The sequence below is a fragment of the Micromonospora sp. NPDC003816 genome, from assembly GCF_042874705.1.
In the GTDB taxonomy this organism is placed as follows: domain Bacteria; phylum Actinomycetota; class Actinomycetes; order Mycobacteriales; family Micromonosporaceae; genus Micromonospora.
In genome coordinates this window covers 526,206-551,401 of sequence record NZ_JBIANP010000001.1, presented here as the reverse complement: position 1 = coordinate 551,401, position 25,196 = coordinate 526,206, and the positions used below count along the sequence as shown (strand labels likewise).

27 protein-coding genes are annotated in these 25,196 nt (G+C 71.3%); 8 read left to right on the top strand and 19 right to left on the bottom strand.

Translation table 11 applies throughout. The features are described 5' to 3' along the window. The first annotated feature begins 32 nt into the window (after positions 1-32). Genes ACFYTT_RS02400 through ACFYTT_RS02390 form a run of 3 tightly spaced genes read left to right on the top strand, consistent with a single transcriptional unit; the run spans position 33 to position 3,160 of the window. Complete coding sequence (locus tag ACFYTT_RS02400; RefSeq protein ID WP_387257273.1) at positions 33-740, top strand: YcnI family protein; 708 nt, start codon at positions 33-35, stop codon at positions 738-740. A gap of 15 nt (positions 741-755) precedes the next feature. Next, positions 756-2,543: a FixH family protein gene (locus ACFYTT_RS02395; RefSeq protein ID WP_387257271.1), complete on the top strand. Its 1,788-nt coding sequence runs from the start codon at positions 756-758 to the stop codon at positions 2,541-2,543. Then, positions 2,540-3,160, top strand: coding sequence for a DUF1775 domain-containing protein (locus tag ACFYTT_RS02390; RefSeq protein ID WP_387257269.1), 621 nt, complete (start codon positions 2,540-2,542; stop codon positions 3,158-3,160). Before ACFYTT_RS02395 ends, ACFYTT_RS02390 begins: the two co-directional genes overlap by 4 nt. Positions 3,161-3,259: 99 nt before the next feature. Here ACFYTT_RS02390 and katG read toward each other — a convergent pair whose 3' ends face one another. Beyond that, positions 3,260-5,536 (bottom strand): catalase/peroxidase HPI, encoded by a 2,277-nt coding sequence (gene katG / locus ACFYTT_RS02385; protein ID WP_387257268.1) that lies wholly within the window; start codon positions 5,534-5,536, stop codon positions 3,260-3,262. Between the two features lie 40 nt (positions 5,537-5,576). Continuing rightward, positions 5,577-6,002, bottom strand: coding sequence for a Fur family transcriptional regulator (locus ACFYTT_RS02380; RefSeq protein WP_387257266.1), 426 nt, complete (start codon positions 6,000-6,002; stop codon positions 5,577-5,579). A 326-nt stretch (positions 6,003-6,328) separates the two neighbouring features. On the opposite strand from ACFYTT_RS02380, the gene ACFYTT_RS02375 reads away from it, so the two are divergent. Next, positions 6,329-7,804 carry an NAD(P)/FAD-dependent oxidoreductase gene (locus ACFYTT_RS02375; RefSeq protein ID WP_387257264.1) on the top strand — a complete coding sequence of 492 codons (1,476 nt, stop codon included), beginning with the start codon at positions 6,329-6,331 and terminating at the stop codon, positions 7,802-7,804. Between the two features lie 21 nt (positions 7,805-7,825). On the opposite strand, the gene ACFYTT_RS02370 is transcribed toward ACFYTT_RS02375, so the two are convergent. Both ACFYTT_RS02370 and ACFYTT_RS02365 read right to left on the bottom strand, forming a co-directional pair. Continuing rightward, positions 7,826-8,767: an acyltransferase domain-containing protein gene (locus ACFYTT_RS02370; protein ID WP_387257263.1), complete on the bottom strand. Its 942-nt coding sequence runs from the start codon at positions 8,765-8,767 to the stop codon at positions 7,826-7,828. Positions 8,768-8,781: 14 nt separating this feature from the next. Further along, on the bottom strand, positions 8,782-9,060 hold the full coding sequence (locus ACFYTT_RS02365) for a hypothetical protein (RefSeq protein WP_387257261.1): 279 nt from the start codon (positions 9,058-9,060) through the stop codon (positions 8,782-8,784). Between the two features lie 616 nt (positions 9,061-9,676). Here ACFYTT_RS02365 and ACFYTT_RS02360 point away from each other — a divergent pair. Both ACFYTT_RS02360 and ACFYTT_RS02355 read left to right on the top strand, forming a co-directional pair. Then, positions 9,677-10,531: a helix-turn-helix transcriptional regulator gene (locus ACFYTT_RS02360; RefSeq protein ID WP_176093681.1), complete on the top strand. Its 855-nt coding sequence runs from the start codon at positions 9,677-9,679 to the stop codon at positions 10,529-10,531. Beyond that, complete coding sequence (locus ACFYTT_RS02355) at positions 10,528-10,716, top strand: DUF397 domain-containing protein (RefSeq protein ID WP_176093680.1); 189 nt, start codon at positions 10,528-10,530, stop codon at positions 10,714-10,716. Before ACFYTT_RS02360 ends, ACFYTT_RS02355 begins: the two co-directional genes overlap by 4 nt. A gap of 95 nt (positions 10,717-10,811) precedes the next feature. Here ACFYTT_RS02355 and ACFYTT_RS02350 read toward each other — a convergent pair whose 3' ends face one another. From ACFYTT_RS02350 to ACFYTT_RS02280, 15 genes are all read right to left on the bottom strand, one after another. Continuing rightward, positions 10,812-11,168, bottom strand: a complete 357-nt coding sequence (locus ACFYTT_RS02350) for a nuclear transport factor 2 family protein (protein WP_131052301.1) — start codon at positions 11,166-11,168, stop codon at positions 10,812-10,814. Beyond that, positions 11,165-11,632, bottom strand: coding sequence for an SRPBCC domain-containing protein (locus ACFYTT_RS02345; RefSeq protein WP_387257257.1), 468 nt, complete (start codon positions 11,630-11,632; stop codon positions 11,165-11,167). The genes ACFYTT_RS02350 and ACFYTT_RS02345 overlap by 4 nt, the downstream gene beginning before the upstream one ends. Beyond that, positions 11,629-11,976: a helix-turn-helix transcriptional regulator gene (locus ACFYTT_RS02340; protein WP_131052303.1), complete on the bottom strand. Its 348-nt coding sequence runs from the start codon at positions 11,974-11,976 to the stop codon at positions 11,629-11,631. The genes ACFYTT_RS02345 and ACFYTT_RS02340 overlap by 4 nt, the downstream gene beginning before the upstream one ends. 96 nt (positions 11,977-12,072) lie before the next feature. Beyond that, a complete protein-coding gene (locus tag ACFYTT_RS02335) occupies positions 12,073-12,858 on the bottom strand; it encodes a spermidine synthase (RefSeq protein WP_176093678.1) in 786 nt (261 codons plus the stop codon). Positions 12,859-12,911: 53 nt separating this feature from the next. Further along, a complete protein-coding gene (locus ACFYTT_RS02330) occupies positions 12,912-13,247 on the bottom strand; it encodes a hypothetical protein (protein WP_387257255.1) in 336 nt (111 codons plus the stop codon). A gap of 68 nt (positions 13,248-13,315) precedes the next feature. Further along, positions 13,316-14,476 (bottom strand): CaiB/BaiF CoA-transferase family protein, encoded by a 1,161-nt coding sequence (locus tag ACFYTT_RS02325; protein WP_176093677.1) that lies wholly within the window; start codon positions 14,474-14,476, stop codon positions 13,316-13,318. A gap of 12 nt (positions 14,477-14,488) precedes the next feature. After that, entirely contained in the window at positions 14,489-15,007 is a 519-nt protein-coding gene (locus ACFYTT_RS02320) for a gamma carbonic anhydrase family protein (RefSeq protein WP_131052307.1), read from the bottom strand. Between the two features lie 3 nt (positions 15,008-15,010). Then, positions 15,011-16,159, bottom strand: coding sequence for an acyl-CoA dehydrogenase family protein (locus ACFYTT_RS02315; protein ID WP_131052308.1), 1,149 nt, complete (start codon positions 16,157-16,159; stop codon positions 15,011-15,013). 4 nt (positions 16,160-16,163) lie between these two features. Then, positions 16,164-17,048, bottom strand: a complete 885-nt coding sequence (locus tag ACFYTT_RS02310; RefSeq protein WP_387257252.1) for an ABC transporter permease — start codon at positions 17,046-17,048, stop codon at positions 16,164-16,166. Further along, positions 17,045-17,848: an ABC transporter ATP-binding protein gene (locus tag ACFYTT_RS02305; protein WP_131052317.1), complete on the bottom strand. Its 804-nt coding sequence runs from the start codon at positions 17,846-17,848 to the stop codon at positions 17,045-17,047. The genes ACFYTT_RS02310 and ACFYTT_RS02305 overlap by 4 nt, the downstream gene beginning before the upstream one ends. 17 nt (positions 17,849-17,865) lie before the next feature. Beyond that, positions 17,866-18,945, bottom strand: coding sequence for an ABC transporter substrate-binding protein (locus ACFYTT_RS02300; protein ID WP_131052310.1), 1,080 nt, complete (start codon positions 18,943-18,945; stop codon positions 17,866-17,868). 197 nt (positions 18,946-19,142) lie between these two features. Continuing rightward, complete coding sequence (locus tag ACFYTT_RS02295) at positions 19,143-20,156, bottom strand: LysR family transcriptional regulator (protein ID WP_387257250.1); 1,014 nt, start codon at positions 20,154-20,156, stop codon at positions 19,143-19,145. 132 nt (positions 20,157-20,288) lie between these two features. Then, entirely contained in the window at positions 20,289-20,966 is a 678-nt protein-coding gene (locus tag ACFYTT_RS02290; protein WP_161594924.1) for a TetR/AcrR family transcriptional regulator, read from the bottom strand. A 59-nt stretch (positions 20,967-21,025) separates the two neighbouring features. Further along, positions 21,026-21,862 carry an enoyl-CoA hydratase/isomerase family protein gene (locus tag ACFYTT_RS02285; protein ID WP_176093674.1) on the bottom strand — a complete coding sequence of 279 codons (837 nt, stop codon included), beginning with the start codon at positions 21,860-21,862 and terminating at the stop codon, positions 21,026-21,028. Continuing rightward, positions 21,859-23,421, bottom strand: coding sequence for a class I adenylate-forming enzyme family protein (locus ACFYTT_RS02280; RefSeq protein WP_387257248.1), 1,563 nt, complete (start codon positions 23,419-23,421; stop codon positions 21,859-21,861). Before ACFYTT_RS02280 ends, ACFYTT_RS02285 begins: the two co-directional genes overlap by 4 nt. Positions 23,422-23,631: 210 nt before the next feature. On the opposite strand from ACFYTT_RS02280, the gene ACFYTT_RS02275 reads away from it, so the two are divergent. Further along, positions 23,632-24,405: an SDR family NAD(P)-dependent oxidoreductase gene (locus tag ACFYTT_RS02275; RefSeq protein WP_131052315.1), complete on the top strand. Its 774-nt coding sequence runs from the start codon at positions 23,632-23,634 to the stop codon at positions 24,403-24,405. Further along, positions 24,405-25,196, top strand: coding sequence for a crotonase/enoyl-CoA hydratase family protein (locus ACFYTT_RS02270; RefSeq protein ID WP_387257247.1), 792 nt, complete (start codon positions 24,405-24,407; stop codon positions 25,194-25,196). Before ACFYTT_RS02275 ends, ACFYTT_RS02270 begins: the two co-directional genes overlap by 1 nt.

The following is a 25,196-nucleotide window of genomic DNA, read 5'->3' as shown; positions in this document are numbered from 1 at the left end:
CGCCGCGCCCCCTCCCGGAAGGTTGTCCAGACATGTTCTTCACACGTCGTCGGGTCGCACAGCTCGGTGCTCTCGGGCTCCTCACCGCCGCGACGGTGGCGCTGACCGGCTCACCGGCCGCCGCGCACGTCACCATCAGCCCGTCGGTGACGACCGCCGGCTCGTACGCGGTGCTGACGCTGGGTGTACCGCACGGCTGCGACGGTTCTGCGACGACCAAGGTGTCCATCCAGATTCCCGAGCAGATAGTCACGGTCACGCCGACGGTGAATCCGAACTGGACAGTGGAGAAGGTGATGGCGGACCTGAACCCGCCGGTCAAGGACAGCCACGGCAACGAGGTCACCCAGCGGGTCGCCGAGGTGGTCTACACCGCCAGGACGCCGCTGCCGGACGACCTGCGGGACACCTTCGAGCTGTCGGTGAAGCTGCCTGACGCCGCCGGTGAGACGCTGGCGTTCCCCTCGGTGCAGACCTGCGAGCAGGGCGAGACGCCCTGGGTGCAGCTGCCCGCCGAGGGCCAGAACGCCGACGAGCTGGAGTACCCGGCACCGAAGTTCGTGCTGACCGCGCAGGCCGACGGCGACGCCGACGACGCCTCGGTGCAGCCGGTGGCGCAGACGAGCACGGAGTCCAGCGACGGTGGCACCGGCGCGGTCGGGTGGATCGCCCTGGTCCTCGGCGCGCTGGGTCTGCTGGCCGGCGGGCTGGCGCTGGTGCGTACCCGCAGGACGGCCTGACGGGCGGAGACGCAGGTGACGTCCCCGAGCGGCCTGACGGCACGGCGGGCGGCAGCCGGCGGGCGGGCGCGGTGGGCTTGGTCCGCCGTGCTCGCCGTCCTGCTCGGCCTGCTGGCGGCCGTCGTGCCGGCGACCCCGGCCGCCGCCCACGCCGTCCTGCTGGGCACCGACCCGGCCGACGGTGCCGTGCTGGCGACCACGCCGGGCCAGATCACGTTGACCTTCAACGAACCGGTCGCGGTCCGCCCGGGTGGCGTGCGGCTGCTCGACGCGGCCGGCGAGGAGCTGTCCGGCGACAGCCGGTCGGTGGACACCACGGTGGTCCTGACCGTGCCGCCGGAGCTGCCCGGCGGCACCTACATCGTCACGTTCCGGGTGATCTCCGCCGACAGCCATCCCGTATCGGGTGGGTTCAGCTTCGCGGTGGGCGCGCCCAGCAGTTCCGCCGTGGCGGTGCCGGAGAGCAGTCCGGGACGCGGGCTGGACGTGCTGCGTCAGGTCTTCGAGGCGCTCGCCTACCTCGGCCTGTTGGTCGGTGCGGGCGTACTCGTCTTCCTGCTGGTCCTGCTGCGCGCCGACGCGCCGGTGCTGCGGCGGCGGCTGCGGCGGCTGGCCGCCTGGTCGGTGGGGCTGACCGTGCTGGCGCGGCTGGTCCTGGTGCCGGCCGTCCCCGCCTGGCAGGACGGCCGGAACCTGGACGGACTGGTCGACCCTGCCCTCTGGAGCGCCGGGCTCGGTGCGGAGGAGTCCCTCAGCTCCCTGTTGGTGCTGCTGGGTCTGGCTGCCGCCTGGTGGGCGACCGCTGCCGCCGGGCCGGCGCCCGCCACCGCAGCGGCCGGGGACACACCGACAGCCGCAGGCACACCGACGGCCGACGCCACCGGTGGCCGGCGGGCGGCGCTGACGGCCGTGGCGTTCGCCGGTGTCGTCCTCGCCTGGGGGGCGGTCGCCCTGGTCGGGCACACCCGCACCTATGGTCCGGCCTGGCTGGTCGTCCCGGCCGACGTGCTGCACGTGGTCACCGCCGGTGTGTGGCTGGGCGGGCTGGTGGCCCTGGCCTGGACGCTGGCCCGGTCGGCCGACCTGCCGCCGGGAGCGGCGGCGCGTACGGTGTCCGCGTTCTCGCGCACCGCCGCCGTCCTCGTGGGCCTGCTCGGCGTCGCCGGGGTGCTGCTCGGGTGGCGCATCCTGGGGTCCTGGGAGGCGCTGTGGGGCACGGCCTACGGTCTGGCCCTGCTGACGAAGGTCGGGCTGACCGTCGTGGTGCTGGCGGTGGCCGCACACAACCGTTTCCGGCTGGTGCCCCGGGTGGTGGCCACCGACCGTGACGAGGGACCTCCGGCGGCGTGGCGGCTGCTGCGCCGCTCGGTCCGGTGGGAGGCGGCGCTGCTGGTCGGTGTGGTCGCCGCGACCGGGTTCCTGGTCACGCAGAGCCCGGTCACCGACACCGGTACGCGTCCGCCGGCCGACGCCGGGGACCGTCCGATCGTGGCGGAGGCGCCGCTGGGGTCGGGTCGGGCCGTCGTCCGGCTGACCCCCGGGGTGGTAGGAGTGAACTCGATGGAACTGAACATCCTCGATGCGGCGGGCCAGCCGATCGCACCGGTCGACGACCCGAGGTTGACGGTCCAGCTGCCCGCGATGGACGTCGGTCCGCTGGAGCGGACGCTCTCGCCGACCGGGCCGGGCCGGTACGAGGCGGTCGTCGACCTGCCGCTCGCCGGTTCCTGGGTGGTCCAGGTCAGCGTGCGGACCTCCAAGTACGAGAGTCCGGTCGCCCGCGTCACGGTGGACGTCGGATGAGGTCGCGACGGTGGATCCGGGCGGCTGCCGTGGCGACCGGTGTCGTCGCGTACCTGGCGTGGGGGGCGGTGCCCGCAGCGGCGCACGTCGAGGTCGCGGAGGCGAAGCCGAACGGCGACGGCACCACGACCCTGACGTTCGCCTTCGACCACAGTTGTGACGACTCCCCCACCACCGAGCTGGTCGTCGCGCTGCCCGAGGGGGTGACCGCGATTGGCACGGTGGAACCGGAGGGGTGGTCCGCCGCGCTCTCCGGGAATCGAGTCACCTTCACCGGGCCGGGGCGGGAGACCGCCGAGGTGGGCGTGACCACTCGGATCGTGGCCCAGGCGGGCGACACGTTGCACTTCCCGGTGCTGCAACGGTGCGCCGACGGCAACTCGCTCGACTGGATCGACCGCACCGCCGACAGCGACTACCCGGCGCCACGGTTGATCACGACCAACGCCGTGCTCGAGACCCCGCCGGAGGCGACCGTCGCGCCGCCGGCCGCCGCTGGCGGCGGGACACCGTCGGAGGGCGGGGGCGCGACGCTGGGCCAGGCGTTGACCGTGGTGGTCGTGTTCGTCGTGCTCGCCGCCGGGGCGGGTCTCCTGGTCGCCCGTCGTCCCGCGTAGGGCGTCGGCGGGTTCTGCGTGCCCGTACGGTCCTTCGGAACGGGAGGGGCCCCGGTCGATCGTCGACGATCGGCCGGGGCCCCTGCGGTGCGACGTGGATCAGGCCAGGTCGAACCGGTCGAGTTCCATCACCTTGGTCCAGGCCGCGACGAAGTCGGCCACGAACTTGCCGTGGGCGTCGTCGCTGGCGTAGACCTCGGCCAGCGCCCGGAGCTGCGAGTTGGAGCCGAAGACGAGGTCGACCGCGGTGGCGGTCCACTTCACCTCGTCGGTGGCCAGGTCGCGGATCTCGTACACGTTCTCCTCGGACTCCGACGCCTTCCACCGGGTGCCCGGGGAGAGCAGGTTGGCGAAGAAGTCGTTGGTGAGCACGCCGGGCCGGTCGGTGAGGACGCCGTGGCGGCTGTCGCCGACGTTGTTCCCGAGGGAGCGCAGGCCACCGATCAGGGCGGTCATCTCGGGCGCGGTCAGGTTGAGCATGTAGGCCCGGTCGACGAGCAGGACCTCCGGCTGGGTCTTCTCACCCGGACGCAGGTAGTTGCGGAACCCGTCGGCACGCGGCTCCAGGACCCGGAACGACTCGACGTCGGTCTGCTCCTGGCTGGCGTCGGTGCGACCCGGGTGGAACGGGACGGTGATCTCGACCCCGGCGTCACGCGCCGCCTTCTCGACGGCGGCCGAGCCGGCCAGCACGATCAGGTCCGCCAGGGAGATCTTCGCGCCACCGGCGGAGTTGAACTCCCGCTGGATGTCCTCCAGGGTCTTCAGCACCGCGGCGAGCTGCTCCGGCTGGTTGACCTCCCAGCTGCGCTGCGGCTCGAGACGGATCCGGGCACCGTTGGCGCCGCCCCGCTTGTCGGTGTAGCGGAAGCTGGCGGCCGAGGCCCACGCGGTGGAGACGAGCTGGGCGGTGCTCAGCCCGGACTCCAGGACCTTGGCCTTGAGGGCGGCGACGTCGGCGTCACCGACCAGCTCGTGGTCGACGGCCGGGACCGGGTCCTGCCAGAGCTGGGCCTCGGGGACCCATGGGCCGAGGAAGCGGCTGACCGGACCCATGTCGCGGTGCAGCAGCTTGTACCACGCCTTGGCGAAGGCGAGCGCGAACTCGTCGGGGTTCTCCAGGAACCGGCGGGAGATCCGCTCGTACGCCGGGTCCACGCGCAGCGACAGGTCCGTCGTCAGCATGGTGGGCTTGTGCTTCTTCGACGGGTCGTGGGCGTCCGGGATGATCGCCTCGGCGTCCTTGGCGACCCACTGCTTGGCGCCACCCGGGCTGGTGGTCAGCTCCCACTCGTAGCCGAAGAGGATCTCGAAGAAGCGGTTGCTCCACTCGGTCGGCCGGTCGGTCCAGGTGACCTCGAGGCCGCTGGTGATCGTGTCGGCGCCCTTGCCGCTGCCGTGCGTGCTCAGCCAGCCCAGGCCCTGCGACTCCAGCGGGGCGCCCTCGGGCTCGGGGCCGACGTGGTCGTCGGCGACGCCGGCACCGTGGGTCTTGCCGAACGTGTGGCCACCGGCGATGAGCGCGACGGTCTCCTCGTCGTTCATCGCCATCCGGGCGAAGGTCTCCCGGATGAAGTGCGCCGCCGCCAGCGGGTCCGCGTTGCCCCGGGGGCCCTCGGGGTTGACGTAGATGAGGCCCATCTCGGTCGCGCCGACGCCCTGGGACATCTCCTGCTCGGAGACGTAGCGCTCGTCACCGAGCCAGGTGTCCTCCGGCCCCCAGAAGATCTCCTCGGGCTCCCACACGTCGGGGCGGCCGAAGGCGAAGCCGAAGGTCTTGAAGCCCATCGACTCCAGGGCCACGTTGCCGGCGAGCACGAGCAGGTCGGCCCAGGAGATCTGCTGGCCGTACTTCTGCTTGACCGGCCACAGCAGGCGGCGGGCCTTGTCAAGGTTGGCGTTGTCCGGCCAGCTGTTGAGCGGGGCGAAGCGCTGCCCGCCGTCGCCGGCGCCGCCGCGACCGTCCTCGATGCGGTACGTGCCGGCGGCGTGCCAGCTCATCCGGATCATCAGACCGCCGTAGTGGCCGAAGTCGGCCGGCCACCAGTCCTGCGAGGTGGTGAGGACCTGGGTGATGTCCCGCTTGAGCGCCTCGACGTCGAGCTTGGCGAACTCCTTGGCGTAGCTGAAGTCGGCGCCGAGCGGGTTGCCCTTCGACGAGTGGGCGTGCAGCACCGAGAGGTCGAGCTGGTTGGGCCACCAGTCCCGGTTGGTGTGCGGGCGACCGCCGGTCTTCGGGGTGGGCGAGTCGATCGCCGGGTTCTCGCTCTCGCTGCCGTGCGCGGTCACCGAGTCGTGCGCGACCGGGCAGCCGGACTCGGCCTTCTTGTCCACGCCCTGGGCACTCGACGGACCGTCGTGCTGTGGGTTACTCAATGTGCTTCCTTCCGACCTGGCGGATCACTGGTGGTGCGTGTCACTGGTGGTGCGTGCGGTCGCAGTCGGGGCAGGTGCCCCAGTAGACGACCTCCGCCTCGTCGACCACGAAGCCGTGGTCGTCGGAGGCGGTGAGACAGGGTGCGTCGCCGACGGCGCAGTCCACGTCGGCGATCGAGCCGCAGGAGCGGCAGACGACATGGTGGTGGTTGTCCCCGACCCGGGACTCGTATCGGGCGACGGCTCCGGCGGGCTGGATGCGCCGCACCAGACCGGCGTCGGTCAGCGCCCGCAGCACGTCGTAGATGGCCTGGTGGGACACGGTGGGGTGGTCAGCCCGGACCAGCCGGGTCACCGCGTCGGTGTCGACGTGCGGGTGGTCCCGCAGCGCCGCGAGCACCGCCAGTCGGGGCCGGGTCACGCGCAACGAGACCGCGCGGAGCTGGGCCTCGAAGTCGGACGTCATGCCGGCCAACCTACTCCACTCTTTTGGAATCAATCAAGTTTGCTGACGCTCCGCACGCCCGTGTCACGGTCTGTTCGCGTCGGCCCTCGCGTGGGCGACGGGCGACGCCGGTGAGCACCGTCACAGAGGCAACGGACGGCGCACGGTGCCGGACACGGCACCCTGCTCCGGGCGTGGCCGGAGCCACCATGGTGCGGGTTTCGCCGCCGACGCACCGGAAATCAGAACAGATTGGTCGAGCCGCCGGTTCCGCCAGGCCGGGAGCGCGCCTGAGGATGACGTGCAGACGCCCGAGGGCGTGGCTCACACCGGGACGGAGAGCGCAGATGAACCGAGACAGGACCGCCGACGGCACGGGCACCGGTGACCGGCGGCACCGGGTGGTGATCGTCGGATCCGGCTTCGGCGGCCTCTTCGCGGCCAAGGCGCTCCGCCGCGCACCGGTGGACGTGACGATGGTCGCGCGCACCACCCACCACCTGTTCCAGCCGCTGCTCTACCAGGTGGCCACCGGCATCCTCTCCCCCGGCGAGGTGGCGCCCGCCACCCGCGAGATCCTGCGTCGGCAGCGCAACGCCGAGGTCCTGCTCGGCGAGGTCACCGACATCGACCTGGAGACCCGGACGGTCACCGCGAACGCGCCGCTGACCACGTTCCGCGTCGAGTACGACAGCCTGATCGTCGCCGCCGGGGCGACGCAGTCGTACTTCGGCCACGACGAGTTCGCCGAGCACGCGCCCGGCATGAAGAGCATCGACGACGCGCTCGAACTGCGCGGGCGGATCTTCGGGGCGTTCGAGCTGGCCGAGTTGGAGACCGACCCGGCGACGATCGCGCGGTGGATGACGTTCGTGGTGGTCGGCGCCGGACCCACCGGTGTGGAGATGGCCGGGCAGATCGCCGAGTTGGCGCACCGGACCCTGCCGGGCGAGTTCCGCCGCATCGACCCCCGCAAGGCCAGGATCATCCTGCTGGACGCCGGTGACTCGGTCCTCGGCACGTTCGGGGACCGGCTCTCCGGCAAGGCGTTGCAGCAGTTGCACCGTCTCGGTGTCGACGTGGAGCTGGGCGCCACGGTGGTGGGCGTGGACGACGACGGCATCGAGGTGGCCGACCGGGACGGCCGGCGACGGCGCATCGAGTGCCGGACGAAGATCTGGGCGGCCGGTGTGTCGGGGTCACCGCTGGGCGCGCACCTGGCCTCCCGGGCCGGCGCCGAGACCGACCGGGCCGGTCGGGTCAGGGTCGAGCCGGACCTGACCCTGCCCGGTCATCCCGAGGTGTTCGTCGTCGGCGACCTGATGTCGCTGGACCGGCTCCCGGGGGTGGCGCAGGTGGCCATCCAGGGCGGGCGGTACGCGGCCCGGCAGATCCTGCGCCGGCTGCGGGGCGAGCCGGCGGATCAGCCCTTCCGGTACCGCGACAAGGGCAGCATGGCGACCATCTCGCGCTTCTCGGCGGTGGCCACCGTCGGTCGGCTGCGGTTGGCCGGACTGACCGGATGGCTGCTCTGGCTCGCCGTGCACCTGTTGTACCTGGTCGGCTTCAAGAACCGGGTCACCGCCGTACTGCACTGGTTCGTCAGCTTCATCGGTCGGGGCCGCTCCGAGCGGACCGTGACGTTGCAGCAGGTGCTGGCGCGTACCGCGTTGCGGGAGGCCACCGAGTCCGCCACGCCCGCGGTGACCGCGGCCGCCACCGGGTCGGACGGGTCGACGGGTACCGACGTACCCGGGCAACGGGCGGCCGTGCCGGGACCGGAGGCCGCGCGGCACGGCGCGCCGGAGCAGCCGACCGGCTGACTCCGGCACCGACGCGGATGGTCAGATCGGGAAATGCCCCCGACGCCAGTGCCAGTGGCGACCCGCGCGCAGGTGGTCGACGACCGCGCGGTGCAGCACGGTGCGGCGTGGCAGGTCGTCCAGGGGCGTGCTCAGGCTGCGGAACACGAACCGCCGCACCTCGACGTCGGCGTCCAGTCCCTCCGGCTCCTCGTAGGGCTCCAGGGTGAACCGGCGCTGGAACTGGACGATGTGGGAGTCCTCCGGCAGGTACTCCCGCAGTTGCGGGTCGAGCAGCCACGAGCCGCAGGAGAACGCCGTGTACTCCTCGTCGGGGAAGTGGCGCGGAAAGAAGGCGCGGGCCCGGTCGAGCGAGTCGTCGACCGCCTGCGGGCTCAGCGGCCCCGACTCGGGGACGTGCAGGCCGATGGTGTCGCCGCGTTGGTGCTGCAACCGGCCCAGCTCGTAGACGCTGCCGCGCGCGTGCAGGGTCAACCAGCTCTGCATGACCGGCCAGCCCTCGCGGTGCATCCGCCGGTCGATCGCGAGGTTGCGGCCCAGGTCCGCCAGGGTCGTCCAGGACACCGCGTCGGGGACGCCGTGGTCGCGGTGGAAGGCCCGCACCACGTCGAGCAGGGCCAGGTACGCGTACACGTACAGGTGCCGCCAGGCCGGTCCGCGATCGCGGGGCACCTCCGGGCCGGGCGGCAGCCACTCGTGTCCGCCGAGGTCGGCGCGGACCAGGGCGATCGAACGGTCGAGCAGCCACCGCAGCTCCGGGGTCCACAGCGCCGAGTCGGGATCGGGCCAGCCGGCCAGGATCTCGGCGGCGTCGTCCGGGCGTACGGCGAGCCGGTCCAGGATCTCGGGCGCGTCGGCCTTCGCGGGCAACGGGGCCGACGGACGGTCACCGGCGAGCCGGTCGACGCGCGTGACGTCCTCGACGGGTACGCCGAGCCGGGCGGCGATGTCCTCCAGGTCCACATCGACGAACCTACTCAGCGAGGTGACCGCCGCAAGCCCCGGCGACGCGCCTGCCCGACCGCCACGGGCACCGGGACGGTCCGCAGTCCGGCCGGCTGGACGAAGATCGCCCTGCGGTGGACCGCTTCTCCCCGATCGTTGACCTGGTAACCCTCAAGCCAGCGCCACCCGTCGTACGTGGTCCACTCCAGCACCCTGATCACGCGGAACAGGATCGGCCGGACGAACTGCACACTGGCCTCCGGCCCCACCCGCAGCAGGTCACCGGCCCGGGGTCTGCTCAGGTCAGCCATCCGAGGAACCTCCGGTGCAGCAGCCCCGCCGGGGCCCACCCCATGTCCCGGCTGGCCGCCAGCAGACACGAACCCATGTAGAGCGTCAGGGAGACCGGAGCCCGGTCGTACTCGGCCCGCAACTCCTGACGACGCGTCCGACACGGCCAGGGCGCACCACACCCCGCACACGTCCAAACCGGCACCACCGGCCCGTGCGCCGTCACGACGCCTCCCCCGGCCAGTGGCCCCGATTGATCGGCACCCGGTACCGCACCCGACACGGCAGATCCCGACCACACCGACACGTCACCCGCCTCAGCACGTGGTTCCACCTCGGCCGATGCCGACGCGCAAGCGTGAGAGCCGCCGCAAGCAGGAACTGGTCGTAGGTCAGATGCCAGGACATACCGCCCCCTGTCGATAGGGAGCATGGCGACCGGGCCACGCACGGTCATCCGGCCGCCACACCCGGTGCCAGATTCCCCGACAGGCGTGGATAGTGCAATATTTCATTTTGAATGAAACGTATTGGGGTCTTTCATATTGATAGATTCGGTTGCTAAGCGTGGCCGACAGGTGTTACATACCGAGCGCAGGCATCGCCCGGTATGTAGTCACGGAGAGGGATAGGTCAGTGACGACAGATACCGGCTCAACAGTCCCGAGGCGCCAGCTCGGTCGGTACCTGCGGCAGCTTCGCGAGGAAGCCCGCATGACGATCAAGGCGGCAGCCGAGTCGCTGGAATGGTCGACCCCGAAGATCTGGCGCATCGAGACGGGCGCCACCTCGATGCGCTCGCTCGACGTCGAAGCGATGTGCAAGATATACAGAGCGTCACCAGAATTGACCGAGGCACTGATGGGCCTCGCCAAGGAGACGAAGGGCCGTGGCTGGTGGCACTCGTATGGCGACGCCATCCCTGAGTGGTTCGAGCTGTACGTGGGGCTGGAAGCCGCAGCCGCTCGCCTGCGAACCTACGAAGCGCAGCTTGTCCCTGGCCTCTTGCAGACAAAGGCGTACGCCACCCGCGTCTACGAGGTGGCCCGACCCGAGATGACCCGCGAGGAGATACAGCGAGGCGTGGCCGTGCGCCTTGGTCGACAAGCTCTCCTGACACGCCTCACGCCCCGTGCCCCACAGTTCGACGTACTGCTCGACGAGTCCGTCCTACGGCGCGGTGCGGATACGGAGCAGCTACAGCACCTGGTCACGGTCAGTCGACAGCCGAACGTCTCGCTGCGGGTGGTCCCGATCGCCGTCGGTCTGCACCTGGGCAACATGACCAGCGGCACGTTCACGATCCTCGACTTCGACGGAGGAACCGAACCGTCGATCATCTATTCCGACAGTCTCACCGGTGCCCTGTACCTCGACAAGCCGAGCGAGGTCACAACGTACGGGGAGGCGTGGACCGCCATGGAGAAGCCGGCGCTGACCGAAGCGCAGTCCCGCAAGCTCATCGCATCGATCGCGGAGGAACAGACATGACGGCACTGAGGTGGAAGAAGAGCACGCGCAGCAACGGGGGCGGCAACTGCGTCGAGGTTGCCACCCCGTCCCAGATCGTCATGGTCCGCGACAGCAAGGACCGGCAGGGGTCGACGCTGTCCTTCACCGCCGACCAGTGGACCGACTTCGTCCAGGGCATCAAGGCCAGCCGTTTCGACGCCTGAGCACCGGTCAGCGAGTGTGGTGGCAGTCGGTCACCACACTCGCCGACCACCACCTTCCACAGCCCTGCGCGGTGATCGACCCGGCACCGCGTGCCTCAGGACAGCGGAACGACGTAGGAGTCGACGCGGGCGATGAACCCGTCGTGGAACGTGAACAGATCGTTGAAGGCGAAGCGGAACGGCCCGTGATCGACGCTGGTGCCACGTCCCTCGCCGGTGGCGACGACGACCGGGCCGTCCTCGTAGACACGCTGCACGTCGAGTTCGGGGCTGCCGGTGAAGCCCGGGTTCTCGATCTCGCCGTCGAACGCCGTCTTGCCGTGGGTGGTGCGGTGGCCGTGGATGACCCATTCGACGTCGTCGCTGAGGGTCGCGAGGATTCGCCGGTGGTCGCTCGTCCGGAATCCCTCGAAGTACTCCGCGACGAGGTGGCGTTGGGTCTGCTGGGTCATCGGGTGCTCCGTCCTGGCGTGACATCGGAATGGTGCAAGTGAGTGGCTAGTGCGTCGAGAATCGAGGCCAGCCCGTCGGCTGCCTGGGCCGTCCGCAGTTCGGGCGGCAGTCGGCGCTGGTGAACCGTGAGATCCGCGCCGCCGTCGGCAGGGTGAACGGTGACGGTGGTCCGCAGGCCCGTGGTGGACTCGTCGAACACGAGCCGGTGCGGTGCGTCGACGCTCACATAGACGAACCGGAGCCGCCGGGTCGCGCCGTTCGGCCCACGGGTGTCGAGCGCGAATTCTCCACCGGGACGCAGGTCGACGGTCACCGATTCGGGCGGCACGGTGGCGTGCGTACCGCCCCAGAACGCCGCGATGCCGGACGGCGAGGTGAAGGCCACCCAGACCCGCTCCGGTGCCGCCGGGAGACGCCGCCGTGCGATCAGTTCGTCGCCGTGCAGTTCCGCGCGGGCGGTCATCGTGGCGCTCCGTCGTCGGCGAGGTGCTGCGCCAGGACGTCGAGCCGGTCGTCCCAGATGCGGCGCTGATCGTCGATCCACGTGCTGAGCTGCGACAGGTGGTCGACCCGGAGCCGGCACGGACGCTTGGTGCCCTCGCGCCGCTGCTCCACGAGACCGCACCGCCGCAGGACACCGACGTGGTGCGAGATCGCCTGCGGGGTCATGGCGAACGGCGCGGCGAGTTCACCCACCGTGGCATCACCCTGTGCGAGGCGAGCCACCAGGGCACGGCGGACGGGATCACCGAGTGCGGCGAAGGCCGAGTCGAGGTCAGGCCCGGGTGCGACGAGCGAGGCTGGCATGACACCAACCCTAATACAAGCCACTGTTTGCACAAGCACTTGCTTGCCAATACGCCGTCGACGGGCAGGCGTCACGCTGGCGGAGAAGGCCGGGTGTCAGTGCCCGGCGTCGTCGGTGCGCGGTCGGGCACCGCCGACGAAGACGTCGAGCGTCGGTCCGTGCAGCACGTCGCCGGGTACCGGGTCACGGCGTGCCCGCTGTGTCAGGCGCGCCACCGGTAGCCGACCCGGGCTCCTGGCCGCCGCGAGCACCAGGTTGCCGTACCGCCGGCCGCGCAGCATCCGCCGGTCGGCGACGACGCAGACGTCGGCGAAGACCGCGCGCAGGGTGGCCGCCTGTACCCGGGCGAGGACCAGCGGCGGCAGGTCGGTGACGTTGACCAGGTAGACGCCGCCCGGCCGCAGCGTCCGGGCGACCTCGGCGGCGAACGCCACGGTGGCCACGTGCGGCGGCATCCGGGCCGCCCGGTAGATGTCCGCGAACACCAGGTCGTACGCGTCGGCGGGGGCTTCGGTGACGGCCTCGCGCGCGTCGTCTACCCGGATCTCGACCCCGGGCTGCCGCAGCGGCAGGTCCCGGGTCACCAGGTCGACCACGGCAGGGTCCCGCTCGACGACCACCTGTGCCGAGCCGGGCCGGGTCGCACCGACGTAGCGCGGCAGGGTCAGCGCGCCGCCGCCCAGGTGCAGCACGTCGAGCGGATCACCGGCCGGTGCGGCGAGATCGGCCACGGCGGCCATCCGACGCACGTACTCGAAGTGCAGGTAGGTGGGGTCGGCGAGATCCACGTACGACTGCTCGACGCCACCGGCCAGAAGCGTGCGCCCGGTGGGCCGGGCCGGGTCGACGACCAGTTCCAGCCGGTCGTCGGTGGCCTCCATGAGCAGGCAGGCTAGTCGACCCGCCGGGGCCGGGGCCGCACGACCCGACGGCCTCAGCTCCCGAGCATCGGCGGGCGGTCGCTGTTCAGGTGGAAGGCGCGCTCCTCGGCCTCCTGGCGGGCCGCGACGAAGTCGCGTTGCCAGTCGGGAGCGCCGTCCGGGATGCGGGCGACCACGTTCTCACCGTGGATCCGGCCGTCGGCGTCGATGAGGCTGACACCGACCACGGTGTGCCCACGCCCCGGGATGGCGTAGTGGCGCACCGTCCACCGCGCCGACACCTGCGCCGCGTGACGGCGACGTCGGGTGCCCGCCGTCAGCACCCCTCCGATGAGCGCAACGGCGGCCAGCACGACGAGGAGGACAGCCATGAACGCGATGATCCGCACCCGCCCGAGGGTACCCGGACTCCCGCCGGACCTGCACATAACGGCGACGCCACCCGCACCGCCCTCCCCTACTCACCTGGCAGGAGGGCCGCCCGCACCTCCGCGTCGTGGGCGCCGAGCGCCGGGCCGGGCCAGCGGATCGTGCCGGGGGTGGCCGACAGGCGTGGTGCCACGTTCTGCATCGGGATGGGACCGAGGTCGGGATCGGGCACCCGCACGATGCTCTCCCGCGCCTGGAACTGCGGGTCGTCGAGCATGTCGCGGGCGGTGTACACCCGGCCGGCCGGCACCCCGTGCTGCTCCAGGACCGCCAGGATCTCGTCGGCCCGGTGGTGCACGGTCCAACCGGCGATCAGGTCGTCGAGCTCGCGCTGGCGTACGCCACGGGCGGCATGGGTGGCGTACTCCGGCGAGGTGGCCAGGTCGGGTCGTCCCATGGCGGCGGCGAGGCGGCGGAACACGGTGTCCTGGTTCGCCGCGACGAGCACGAAGTCGCCGTCGGAGGTCGGGTACACGTTGGACGGTGCGATGCCGGGGAGCACGGCACCGGAACGCTGCCGCGTGACACCCGCGATGGCGTAGTCGGCCACCAGCGCCTCGGTCATGGCCAGCACGGACTCGTAGATGGAGACGTCCACGACCTGACCGGCGCCGGTGCGCTGGCGGGCGTAGAGCGCGAGGAGGGCGCCGTACGCGGCGTGCATCCCGGCGAGCATGTCCCCGATCGACAGTCCGGTACGGCTGGGTGGCCGGTCCGGGTCGCCGACGAGGTGGCGCAGGCCGCCCATCGCCTCACCGATCGAGCCGTATCCGGCCCGGGTGGCGTACGGCCCGGTCTGGCCGAAGCCGCTGACCCGGATGAGGATCAGTCGCGGGTTGGCGGCGGACAGCTCGTCCCAGCCGAGCCCGTAGCGCTCCAGGGTGCCCGGTCGGAAGTTCTCCACCAGGACGTCGGCCTGTGCGACGAGCGCGAGGACGAAGGCCCTGCCGTCGGCGGACTTCAGGTCGGCGGTCACGCTGCGCTTCCCGCGCGCGATCACGCTCCACGACAGCGACCTGCCGTTCTTGCTGTGGCCCCAGTGACGCATCGGGTCGCCCTGGTCGGGCTGTTCGACCTTGACGACGTCGGCGCCGAAGTCGGCCATCAACTGGCCGCAGAACGGTCCGGCGATGAGCTGGCCGAGTTCGACGACCCGGACCCCGTCCAGCGCCGGTATCTGCTGCTGCATCGATGTTGCCCTTCAGTCGATCCGGCGGAGTGAGGTGCGGTACCGGCGTGCCGACTCGACGTAGCGCGCGGCGTTGATCCGCAGGACGTCGGCATCGGGCGGGGTGTCGCGGATCGACACCGGCACGCCGAGTGCCATGGTGCGGGGCGGGACGACGAAGCGGGGTGGCACCAGCGCCGCCGCGCCGACCAGCGCGCCGGCACCGACCACGGCATCGGCGAGCACGACGGCCTGCGAACCGACGAGCGCGTCGTCCTCGACGACGCAGCCTTCCAGGTGGGCGAGGTGCCCGATGACGCAGCGCTCGCCGACCCGGGTGGCGTGGCGCTCGCTGGCGTGGACGACAGTGCCGTCCTGGACGTTCGTGCCCGCGCCGATGACGATCTCGTTGCCGTCACCGCGCAGCACCGCGCCGGGCCACACCGAGGTGTCGGCTCCGAGGCGGACACGGCCGATCACGACCGCGTCCGGGTGGACGTACGCGGAGGGGTCGATGTCGGGGACCAGGTCCCCGAGGGCGTAGATCGGCACGGGTCACAGCTCCAGGGACTTGCTGATGATGCTCTTGAGGACCTCGCTGGTGCCGCCGTAGATGCGGGTGACCCGCGCGTCGGCGTACATCCGGGCGATCGGGTACTCGGTGACGTAGCCGTACCCGCCGTGCAGTTGCAGGCACCGGTCGACGACGCGGCCCTGCATCTCGGTGCAGAACAGCTTCGTCTTGGCCGCGTCGGCCGGGGTCAGTTCCCCGTCCAGGTGCGCCCGCACCGCCGTGTCGAGCAGGGCCTGCCCGGCCTCCAGTTCGGCCGCCATCGCGGCCAGCTCGAACTTGGTGTTCTGGAAGTGCCCGAGCGGGCGGCCGAAGACCGTCCGCTCGCGGACGTACCGGATGGTGTGTTCGTGAGCGGTGGTGGCCTGCGCGACGGCGCCGACGGCGATCGCGAGGCGTTCCTGGGCGAGGTTGTGCGTGAGCGCGGTGAAGCCGGCGCCCTCCGGCCCGAGCCGGTTGGCGACGGGGACGCGCGCCCCGTCGAAGGCCAGCTCCACGGTGTCCTGGGTGGCGAGTCCGATCTTGTGCAGTCGACGCCCGACGGTGAAGCCCGGCGTGCCCTTCTCCACGACGAGCAGGGAGAGCCCGGCCCGGCGGTCGTCCGGTTCCCGTCCGGTGCGGACCACCACGACCACGAGGTCGGCCAGTTCCCCGCCGGTGATGAACGTCTTCGCACCGTCGACCACGTAGTGGTCGCCGTCGCGGACCGCGACCGTGCTGATGCCGGCGAGGTCGGAGCCGACGCCGGGTTCGCTCATCGCGATCGCGGTGTACAGGTCACCGGAGGCCAACCCGGGGAACCACCGCTCCCGCTGGCCCTCGTCGGCGAAGGCGAGCAGGTACGGCAGCACGATGTCCAGGTGGGTACGCAGACCGCCGAGGGTGACCACGGCGCGGGCGGTCTCCTCCTGGATCACCACGTTGTAGCGGTAGTCGACGGTGCCCGCTCCGCCGTACTCCTCCGGGACGGAGAATCCCATCACCCCCACCGCGCCCAGGGTGCGGAACAGGTCGCGGGGCACGATGCCGTCCTCGCACCACTGCTGGTGGTACGGCGACACCTCCCGTTCGATCACCTTGCGGACCAGGTGCCGGAACTCCTCGTGTTCCGGTGCGAACAACGTGCGCCGCATCGCCTCAGACGCTCTCTTCCTGTGCCGGGCGTTTGGCCTGGTCGTGGTCCTCCCAGAAGATGATCTTCCGGTTGAGCAGCGCGAGGATGCCGTGCACCGCCAGGCCGATCGCCGCCATCACCACCAGCAGCGCGAAGACCCCGTCGACGTGCAGTTGGGCGTTGCGCTGCAACAGCATGTAGCCCAGCCCCTGGGAGGAGCTGATGAACTCCCCGGTGATCGCGCCCAGCAGGCTGAACACGGCGGCGACCCGCAGACCGGCGAAGATGTACGGCAACGCCACCTTGACCCGCAGCATCCGGAACGTCTGCCACTCCGATGCCTGCAGCATCCGCATCAGGTCGCGTTGTTCGCGGGTGGAGGACTTGAGTCCGACGATGACGTTGACGAACACCGGGAAGAAGGCCAGCACGGTGGCCAGCGCGATCTTGGGTGCCATGCCGAAGCCGAACCAGGTGACCAGCATGGGCGCGATGGCGATCTTGGGGAAGTTCTGGAAGGCGATGATGTACGGGGAGAAGCCCTTCTCCAGAGGCGGGATGCGCACCAGGACCGCCGCGACGATGATCGCCGAGACCGAACCCAGCACGAACCCGATGCCGAACTCGGAGACCGTCACCAGCAGGTTCCGGTACAACTCCGTGCCGGTGAGCATGATCCACAGTTCGTCGAGCACGTCCAGCGGCGGCGGCAGGATCAGTGGCTCCACACCGAAGATCTCGATGGCCGACACCCAGGCGGTGAGCGCGACGAGCGCGATCAACGGACTGACGATGAGCGTGGGGTACCGGCGCACGAGTGACCGGGACCGACGCCTGCGCGCGGTCGGCTGCTCGGGACCGGTCGCCCCGGCCTCGCCCTGGACGGGCTCGCTCCTGGTCACGGTCATCCCACCGCTCCTCGTGCATGCAGGTGTCCACGGATGTGGCTGGTCAGCCTCGACGCCTCCGGCGAGTCCATGACGTCGAACGTGCGGGGACGGGGCAGGTCGATCCGGACCTGGTCGAGGATCGTGCCGGGACGGCCGGAGAGCACCACCACGACGTCGCTGAGGAACACCGCCTCGGCGATCGAGTGCGTCACGAACAGCGTGGTGGCGCCGGTCTCCGACCAGATCCGCAGCAGTTCGGAGTTCATCGTCTCCCGGGTGAGGGCGTCGAGGGCACCGAACGGCTCGTCCATCAGCAGCAGGCTGGGTCGGCTCATCAGGGCCCGGACGAGCGCGGCACGCTGCTGCATGCCGCCGGACAGCTCACGGGGGTAACGATGCTGGAAGCCGTCGAGACCGACCAGTTCCAGCAGGTCGGCAGCCCGTTGGCGGGCCTGGGGCGAGCGGTCCCGGGCGACGTCGGCCGGCAGCATGACGTTGCGGAAGATGGTCAGCCAGGGCAGCAGCACCGGCTGCTGGAACACCATGCCGAAGTCCCGTCGCGGCCCGTCGACCGGTGTGCCGGCCACCTTGGTCGTGCCACCGCTGCTGGTCTCCAGCCCGGCGACGATCCGGAGCAGGGTGGACTTGCCGCAGCCGCTCGGGCCGACCAGCGACACGAACGAGCCCTGCCGGACCTCCAGGTCGATGTCGGTCAGCGCGACCACGTCACCGGCGTTGGTGCGGAAGGTCTTCGACACCCCGCTGACCTCGATCCCGGGGGCCACGCCGACGGCACCCGGTCCGCTTGTGGATTGCATGGTCACGCTGACCTCCATCAGCTGGGTGCTGTCACGGCACGTACGGCCGCCTTGTCGAAGGTGTTGACGCCGGCGATCAGGGACCCGTCGTAGATCGCGCCGACCTCGACCGGCTTGGTGAGCTGCCCGTTCTCGGTGAGGTAGCCGACGATGTACTCCAGTTGGTCGGGGCGGATCGAGCCGTACTCGCCGTTGTCCGCCGCCTTGATGGCCTGTAGTCGGGCCGTCACCTGGGCCACGCCGGAGGCGATCACCGCCGCGTCGTCACCGGCGGGCTTGGTCTCCGGGAACTTGCGGTAGTGCAGCTTGACCGCTTCCTCGGGGTTGGCCTGCATCCACTCGGTGGCCTTGGCGACGCCCCTGGCCCACGCCTCCAGCGCGTCCTTCTTTCCGCTCATGTTGGACGTGGTGGTCGCCGCGACGACGCCGATGACGAGCTTGTCGTTGATCGCGCTGTCGAGCAGCTTCAGCTCGGTCCCGGCCTGCTGGAAGCCGACGACCGAGGTGTCGGTGTCGCTGACCGCGTCGACCTGACCGCTCCTGATGGCGTTGGCGGCCTGTGCACCGGTGCCGATCGCGACGAACGTGATGCTGTTCGGGTCGACGCCGGCCTCGGCCGCACCGGCCTTGGTGAAGGTGACCGCACCGCTGGCGAGGTTCGGCACGCCGACGGTCTTGCCGCCCAGGTCGCCGAGACCGTTGATCGCGCTGTTCGCGGGCACGGCGGTGACGACGATGCCGCGCTGGCTCAGCGAGTACGGGATCACGAAGGGCTGTCCCTCCGAGATCGGCGGGACGACCGCCTCGCCGGAGACGACCGCGACGTCGATCTGGTCACCGACCATCGCCGACAGCGCCACGGCGGTGCCCTCGATCCGGGTGATCTCGACCGTGAGCTTGTCCTCGCCCCAGAAGCCGAGCAGGTCGGGCAGCGAGGTGTACATGGCGGCACCGGGCGACAACACCGCTCCGGCGAATCCGAGGCGGAGCGTCATCTCGCCGTCGGCACCCGTGGTGCCGGAATCGTCGTCGCCACACGCGGTAAGAGGTAGGAGAGCGAGCGCGGCCACCATCGCCAGCGCCCTGCGCCTTTTCATCGTCGAAGCCACCGAATTCCTCCAAAGCCTGGAATAAATCCTGCGAATGCAGATGCGTGAGGGTCACAGGAAATGTGCTCGAAATCATCGTCACGGCCTGGGGAGCGGTGGTCAACGTACGATTCGGTCTACCGCATACCTAGTTCGACTGCACCCATAGCGGGGAAGTATCGGTCGCATTCGGCGACGCGCATGCGTCAGCTTGCGAGGCGGACCTGGCGACTCGCCGCGGCCGCGCGGGCGTCGCGGATCCGCGCGTCGACGGCGGCACCGGCGGCGACCAGACCGAGGCCGAGGTCCTGTTGCTCCTGTAGCGCGGTGACCCATCGTTTCGCGTCGGTGTGGATCACGCCGGTGAGGGCGTTGACGCCGACCGACCGGTCCCCCGGACGGCGGAGCAGCCGCAGCCGGCGGACCTGCGCGGGCGTGATCTCCTGGACCACCGCGCCACGTGCCCGAGCCTCGATCGCCAGGCGCAGGGTCAGGAACGTCGAGCCGACCCCGGCCAGCACGAGCGGGATCGTGGAGGAGGTGCGGGCGACCTCCACGACGACCGTGGCGGCGACCCCCCGCGCCGCCATCGCCCGTTCCACGTCCGTCCAGGCCTGACCTCGGCGGTCACCGACGACCATCGGCACGCCGGCGAGTTGTTCCAGCGGCACCGGCCCACCCGCGCAGGGCGTGCCGGGCGGCGAGACCAGCACGACGTGTTGCTCGCTGACCAGCAACTGCTCCAGTTCGTCGCAGACGATCAGGCCGGCGGTCAGGCCCAGCTCGCAGTCGCCGGAGCGGACGAGTTCGGCGACGCCGTCGTCACTCTCGCTCTCCTCGACCCGCACCACGGTGTCGGGATACTTGCGACGGAAGCGGCCGAGCCAGGGGGCGAGGGGGTCGGCGACGAGTCCCGCCCCGGCGGCGACGGAGATCTGCCCCGCGTGCAGTTCACGGACCCGCTGCACGGCGACCTGCGCCCGCTCCACCGAGCGGACGACCTGGCGGGCGGGGCCGACCAGGGCCTGCCCGGCCGGGGAGAGCACCAGGCCACGGCCGACGCGGAGGAACAGGTCGGTGCGCAGTTGCCGTTCCAGGCTGCGGATCGCCTGGGACAGCGACGGCTGGGACAGGTGCAGGGCCTTGGCCGCGCGGGTCACCCCGCCGTAGTCGTGAACGGCCAGGAAGTACTCGAGCTGACGAACCTCGATGCTGGTCATCCCGCACCTCACGCATCATCGCCGGGGGTTCTAGCCGGCGAGTGTTCCAGAATCAAGTCTGGTTTTCAACGGTTGCGTTAACGCGCGATATCGCCGATAGTGCCTGGTCAGAGACAGCCGCAGCGATCAACGTCACGGAGAGACAGAACCGGTTCTGCTGCCGACCGACTCCGGCGGCAGGTCCAGTAACCGGCACGCCAGCGCGATCTCGAACCGCGCCTCGTCCGCCGAGAGCAGACCGGCGATCCAGTTGCGGGTGGCCGAGCCGAAGCAACCGGCCACCACCCGCAGCACCATCCACGCCTCGTACCCGGGGGTGCTGTCGTGGCCGTGCGCGATCACCGAGAGCAGCCGTAGGTGCATCTGCTGGACCTCGTCGTGGGTCTCGCGGTAGTCCGGGTTCGTGCCGATCAGCACCCGCGCCAACGCCGAGGTGACGTGCGGTTGACGCTGCTGCGCGGCGAACTCCCGCAACAGGTACGCGCTGACCCGCTCGCCCGCGGTCGAGCCGGCCAGGTCGATGTCGGCCTGCTGGACCCGGACCAGCGCCCGCTCGAACCGGGCCCGGGCCATCGCCAGGAGAAGATGGTCCTTGGACGGGAAGTAGCGGTACACCGTCGCCAGCGACACCCGCGCGTCCTCGGCGACCCGCTTCATCTGCAACGCGTCCTCGCCACCCGTGGCCAGCATCGCCGAGGCGCTGGCCAGGACGCGACTACGCCGGTCGTGCTGGGCCGGGGTGCGTGGCTGAGCCGGAGCTGCGACCACGCGCGACGCGGCTACCTTCACCGCGGAGGCTTTCACCGTCACGTCGGACATCGTGGCGACGGAACGGCCCGCCGTCCACTCCGCAGCACCGGACTTGTCCGTCATCGCCCCTCGAACCGGGCGGGACGGCGTTCGCGGAACGCCGCGATCCCCTCCTGCGCGTCCGCCGAGAGCCGGTTGATCGACTGGGCCATCGTCTCCGCGGCGAGGGACTCCTCGACGCCACGGGCGAACGAGTCGCGGAGCAGTTGCTTGGTGAGCCGGGTCGCGATCGGTGGGCCCGCCGCCAGTCGCGCGGCGAGGGCCTCGACCCGTCCGGGCAGTTCGTCCGGCTCCACGACGTCCTCCAGCAGACCCCACTCGTGGGCGCGGTCGGCGTCGACGATCTCCGGCAGCAGGCACAGCCGGGTGGCCAGGCGTGGCCCGACCAGCCGGGGCAACAGCCACGATGTGGCGAAGTCCGGCGACAGACCACGGGCCAGGAACATGGTGCCGAATCGTGCCCGCCTGCTGGCCACCACGAAGTCGCAGGCCAACGCCAGGCCGAAGCCGGCGCCGGCGGCGAGCCCGTCGACCTGTGCGATCGTCGGCTGCGGGAGCGACACCAGGGTCTGACAGGTGCGGGCGACGGCCGCGAGCTGCGCGTGCGGATGCGGCGCCCGGTCGCCGCCGTCGAGGTCGCCACCGCTGCAGAACGCCCCGGCGGTGCCGGTCACCACCACCACCCGGGCGTCGCCGGCCGCCGCCTCGCTCAGGGCCGCGCCCAGCTCGTCCCAGGCCGCATAGGTCATCGCGTTGCGTCGTGCCGGACGGTCGATCGTGACGGTCAGCACCGGTCCGTCGCGGGTCACCCGCACCGCCTGCGCATCGGTGTCGCCGGACGCGGCCCCCGGGTCGGCCGGTCGGGCCGGCGGGACGCCGTGCTCCGGGGCGCTCACGTGGTCACCGCCAGGTCGGCGGCGAGTGCGGCACGGACCGTCTTTCCGGACGCGTTCTTCGGCAGCGCGGCGACGACCACGACCCGCGCCGGTGTCTTGTAGCCGGCCAGCCGGGACCGGCAGTGGGCCCGCAGCTCGTCGGGGTCGGGCACGGCACCGGGCGCGGCGACGACAGCCGCCACGACGATCTGCCCCCACCGCTGGTCCGGCAGGCCGACCACCGCCGCCTCGGCGACCGTCGGGTGGTCCACCAGCACGTTCTCGATCTCGGCCGGGAAGATGTTCTCGCCGCCGCGCAGGATCATGTCGTCGACGCGGCCGGCGAGATAGAGGTAACCCTCGTCGTCCCGCCAGGCCATGTCTCCGCTGCGGATCCAGCCGTCGACCACCTTGGTGGCGGTGAGCTCGGGGTTCCCGACGTAGCCGCTCATCACCGTGTCGCTGCGCGTGCGGATCTCGCCGACCGTGCCGACGCCGACCTCGTTGCCGTCCGCGTCGCACAACCGCAGGTCGACGCCGAACATCGGACGGCCGATCGAGCCGAGCAGGTGCGGCTGCCCGGCGAACGCGGCACGGTGGTCGGCCGGACGCAGGATCGTCTGCCCACCCCCCTCGGTGCCGGCGCCGAAGGTGTTGTACAGGTCGCAGCCGAACGTCTCGTGCAGCCGACGGACGAGCTCGGGAGGCATCGCGGAGCCGCCGTAGGCGATGCTGCGCAGGGCGGGGGCCGCACCCGCGTCCGGATGGTCGAGCAGTGCGACGACCATGCTCGGCACCAGCAGGCACCGGGTCACCACGCCGCTGCGCAGACAGCCCAGCACCGCCGCCGAGTCGAACTGCGGGAGCAGCATGAGCGCCGCGCCCCGGGAGATCGCGTAGTAGAGCCAGCCCATCCCGGAGACGTGGAACAGCGGGGTGCCCGCGTACAGGCACTCCCCCGGCTGGAATCCCTGTTCGAGCACGCCCTTGGCGGTGTTCGCCTTGAGCATCCGCTGGGTCTGCGCGACCACCCGAGGGGTGCCGGTGGTCCCGCTGGTCAACATCCACAGCAACACGTCGTCGTCGCTGGTCGCGGCCGGCAGGCTGGCCGGGCCGGGCGGGTCGTGCGCGTCGCCGAACTCCTCGATCGAGGCGATCCCGGCCGACGGTCCGTCCAGGGTCAACACCAGGCGCAGCCCCGGTGCCGCAGCCCGCAGGTCGTCGAGCAGGTGTGCGTAGCGCGACTCCAGCACCAGCACGGCCGGGTCGGCCAGCGCCGTCAACGCGGAGAGCTCGGCAGCGGCGAGCCGGTAGTTCAGCGGCGCGCCGATCGTGCCCAGCTTGAGCGAGGCGAAGAGCGTCACCGCGTAGCCGACGCTGTCGGTGCCCAGGATCGCTATCCGTTCGCCCGGTGCGATGCCGGCCGCCCGTAACGCGCTCGCCAGCCGCGACGCGCGGGCCTCCAGTCCGGCGAACGTCAGCGCGACCCCGTCGGGGGTCCGCAACGCCGGTGCGTCCGGGTAGGCGTGCGCACTCATGGTGGGCCAGTCACCCGGTCCGACCGAGGCCAAGGATCTCACCGGCTCACTCCCGCAGAATGTGCTTCCGAATATGCCCGCGCCACTGCCACGGACGACGTTAGTCGGCACACAATCCGTGTCAAGACGAAGGCGCCGAACCGTCCGATAGGCATCCCCTATCTGTTCGGCGCAGAGGTGTATTGGACGTGGCCGCGTTTTACCGTAATCGTCAATGGCGTCAGTGGTGCAATGGCGGCAGGAGAACTGAACGTGAATCTGGACAAGGCCACCGTCGTGGTGACCGGTGGGGCCTCCGGGCTCGGCCTGGCCACCACACGCCGACTCGTCGCCGGAGGCGCGACCGTGGTGATGGTCGACCTGCCCACCGCGACCGAGGCCGGCACCGCCGAGGCGAAGGCGCTCGGCCCGGCCGCGACGTTCGTCGCCGCCGACATCACCAGCACCGAGGAGATGTCCGCAGCCGTGGACGTCGCGCGGGAGCGCGGGCCGGTACGGGGGTTGGTGCACTGCGCCGGCCGGGGCAGCGACCGCCTGCGCATCCTGGACAAGGAGGGTCGACCCGCACCGATCGAGGGCTTCGCCGAGGTGGTCCGGGTCAACCTCGTCGGCACGTACAACGTGCTGCGTCTGGTCGCCGCGGCGATCGCGGAGGCCGAGCCGGTCGACGGGGAACGCGGCGCGTGTGTGCTCACCGCGTCGGTCGCCGCGTTCGAAGGTCAGATCGGCCAGGCGTCCTACACCGCCGCGAAGGCCGGGGTGCACGGGATCACGTTGGTCACCGCGCGGGACCTGGCGAGCCGGCAGATCCGGGTCAACACGATCGCGCCCGGGGTGTTCGACACCCCGATGCTGGGGCGGCTGCGCGACGACCTGCGCGCCGGGCTGGCCGCGAGCGTCCCGAGCCCGAAGCGACTCGGCGCGCCCGACGAGTACGCGGCACTCGCGGTGCACATGCTCTCCAACGGCTACCTCAACGGTGAGACCGTCCGCCTCGACGGGGCGATCCGGATGGCGCCACGCTGATGGCCGGCGCTCCGCACGCACCAGCCGACGCGCCCGCCGTCCTCCTGCACCGCCACGGTCACGTCGCGGTCGTGACGGTGAGCCGGCCGCACCGACGCAACGCGATCAACCGGGTCACGGCGGAGGCGCTGGCCGAGACGTTCATCTCGCTCGACTCCGACGCGAGCGTCCGGGCCGTCGTGCTCACCGGCGCCGGTGGCACGTTCAGCGCCGGGATGGACCTGCGTGACTTCCCGGTCCAGGGCCGGCCGAGTGTGCCCGGCCGGGGGTTCGCCGGGTTCGTGCAGTCTCCGCCGCAGGTGCCGATCGTCGCCGCCGTCGAGGGTTGGGCGCTGGGGGGCGGCTTCGAGATGGTGCTCGCCTGTGACCTGGTCGTGGCCGCCGAGGACGCCCGGTTCGGGCTGCCGGAGGTCACTCGCGGGTTGGCCGCCCGGGGCGGCGGCACGTTCCGGCTCCCCCGCCGACTGCCCTACGCCCTCGCGATGGAGCTCGTCCTCACCGGCGCACCGATCGACGCCCCGCGCGCCGCCGGGTGCGGGCTGGTCAACCAGCTCACGCCGGCCGGTGGGGCGCTCGACGGGGCACTCCGGTTGGCGCAGACCATCGCCGCGAACGCACCGCTCGCGGTCGCCGCCAGTCTGCAGGTGCTGCGGCGCAGCCCGGACTGGTCCGACGACGAGGCGTTCGCCCGGCAGGACGAGTGGTTCGACCCGGTGTTCGCCTCGGCGGACGCGGCCGAGGGCGCGCGCGCGTTCGCCGAGCGGCGCGCGCCGGTCTGGGCGGGGCGGTGA

Bases quoted from the DNA above. Each gene is read 5' to 3' on its own strand.
- ACFYTT_RS02400 (WP_387257273.1), top strand. From the start codon at position 33: ATGTTCTTCACACGTCGTCGGGTCGCACAGCTCGGTGCTCTCGGGCTC.
- ACFYTT_RS02390 (WP_387257269.1), top strand. From the start codon at position 2,540: ATGAGGTCGCGACGGTGGATCCGGGCGGCTGCCGTGGCGACCGGTGTC.
- ACFYTT_RS02380 (WP_387257266.1), bottom strand. From the start codon at position 6,002: ATGACGTCCGACTTCGAGGCCCAGCTCCGCGCGGTCTCGTTGCGCGTG.
- ACFYTT_RS02375 (WP_387257264.1), top strand. From the start codon at position 6,329: ATGAACCGAGACAGGACCGCCGACGGCACGGGCACCGGTGACCGGCGG.
- ACFYTT_RS02365 (WP_387257261.1), bottom strand. From the start codon at position 9,060: ATGGCTGACCTGAGCAGACCCCGGGCCGGTGACCTGCTGCGGGTGGGG.
- ACFYTT_RS02355 (WP_176093680.1), top strand. From the start codon at position 10,528: ATGACGGCACTGAGGTGGAAGAAGAGCACGCGCAGCAACGGGGGCGGC.
- ACFYTT_RS02350 (WP_131052301.1), bottom strand. From the start codon at position 11,168: ATGACCCAGCAGACCCAACGCCACCTCGTCGCGGAGTACTTCGAGGGA.
- ACFYTT_RS02345 (WP_387257257.1), bottom strand. From the start codon at position 11,632: ATGACCGCCCGCGCGGAACTGCACGGCGACGAACTGATCGCACGGCGG.
- ACFYTT_RS02340 (WP_131052303.1), bottom strand. From the start codon at position 11,976: ATGCCAGCCTCGCTCGTCGCACCCGGGCCTGACCTCGACTCGGCCTTC.
- ACFYTT_RS02335 (WP_176093678.1), bottom strand. From the start codon at position 12,858: ATGGAGGCCACCGACGACCGGCTGGAACTGGTCGTCGACCCGGCCCGG.
- ACFYTT_RS02325 (WP_176093677.1), bottom strand. From the start codon at position 14,476: ATGCAGCAGCAGATACCGGCGCTGGACGGGGTCCGGGTCGTCGAACTC.
- ACFYTT_RS02315 (WP_131052308.1), bottom strand. From the start codon at position 16,159: ATGCGGCGCACGTTGTTCGCACCGGAACACGAGGAGTTCCGGCACCTG.
- ACFYTT_RS02310 (WP_387257252.1), bottom strand. From the start codon at position 17,048: ATGACCGTGACCAGGAGCGAGCCCGTCCAGGGCGAGGCCGGGGCGACC.
- ACFYTT_RS02305 (WP_131052317.1), bottom strand. From the start codon at position 17,848: ATGCAATCCACAAGCGGACCGGGTGCCGTCGGCGTGGCCCCCGGGATC.
- ACFYTT_RS02300 (WP_131052310.1), bottom strand. From the start codon at position 18,945: ATGAAAAGGCGCAGGGCGCTGGCGATGGTGGCCGCGCTCGCTCTCCTA.
- ACFYTT_RS02295 (WP_387257250.1), bottom strand. From the start codon at position 20,156: ATGACCAGCATCGAGGTTCGTCAGCTCGAGTACTTCCTGGCCGTTCAC.
- ACFYTT_RS02270 (WP_387257247.1), top strand. From the start codon at position 24,405: ATGGCCGGCGCTCCGCACGCACCAGCCGACGCGCCCGCCGTCCTCCTG.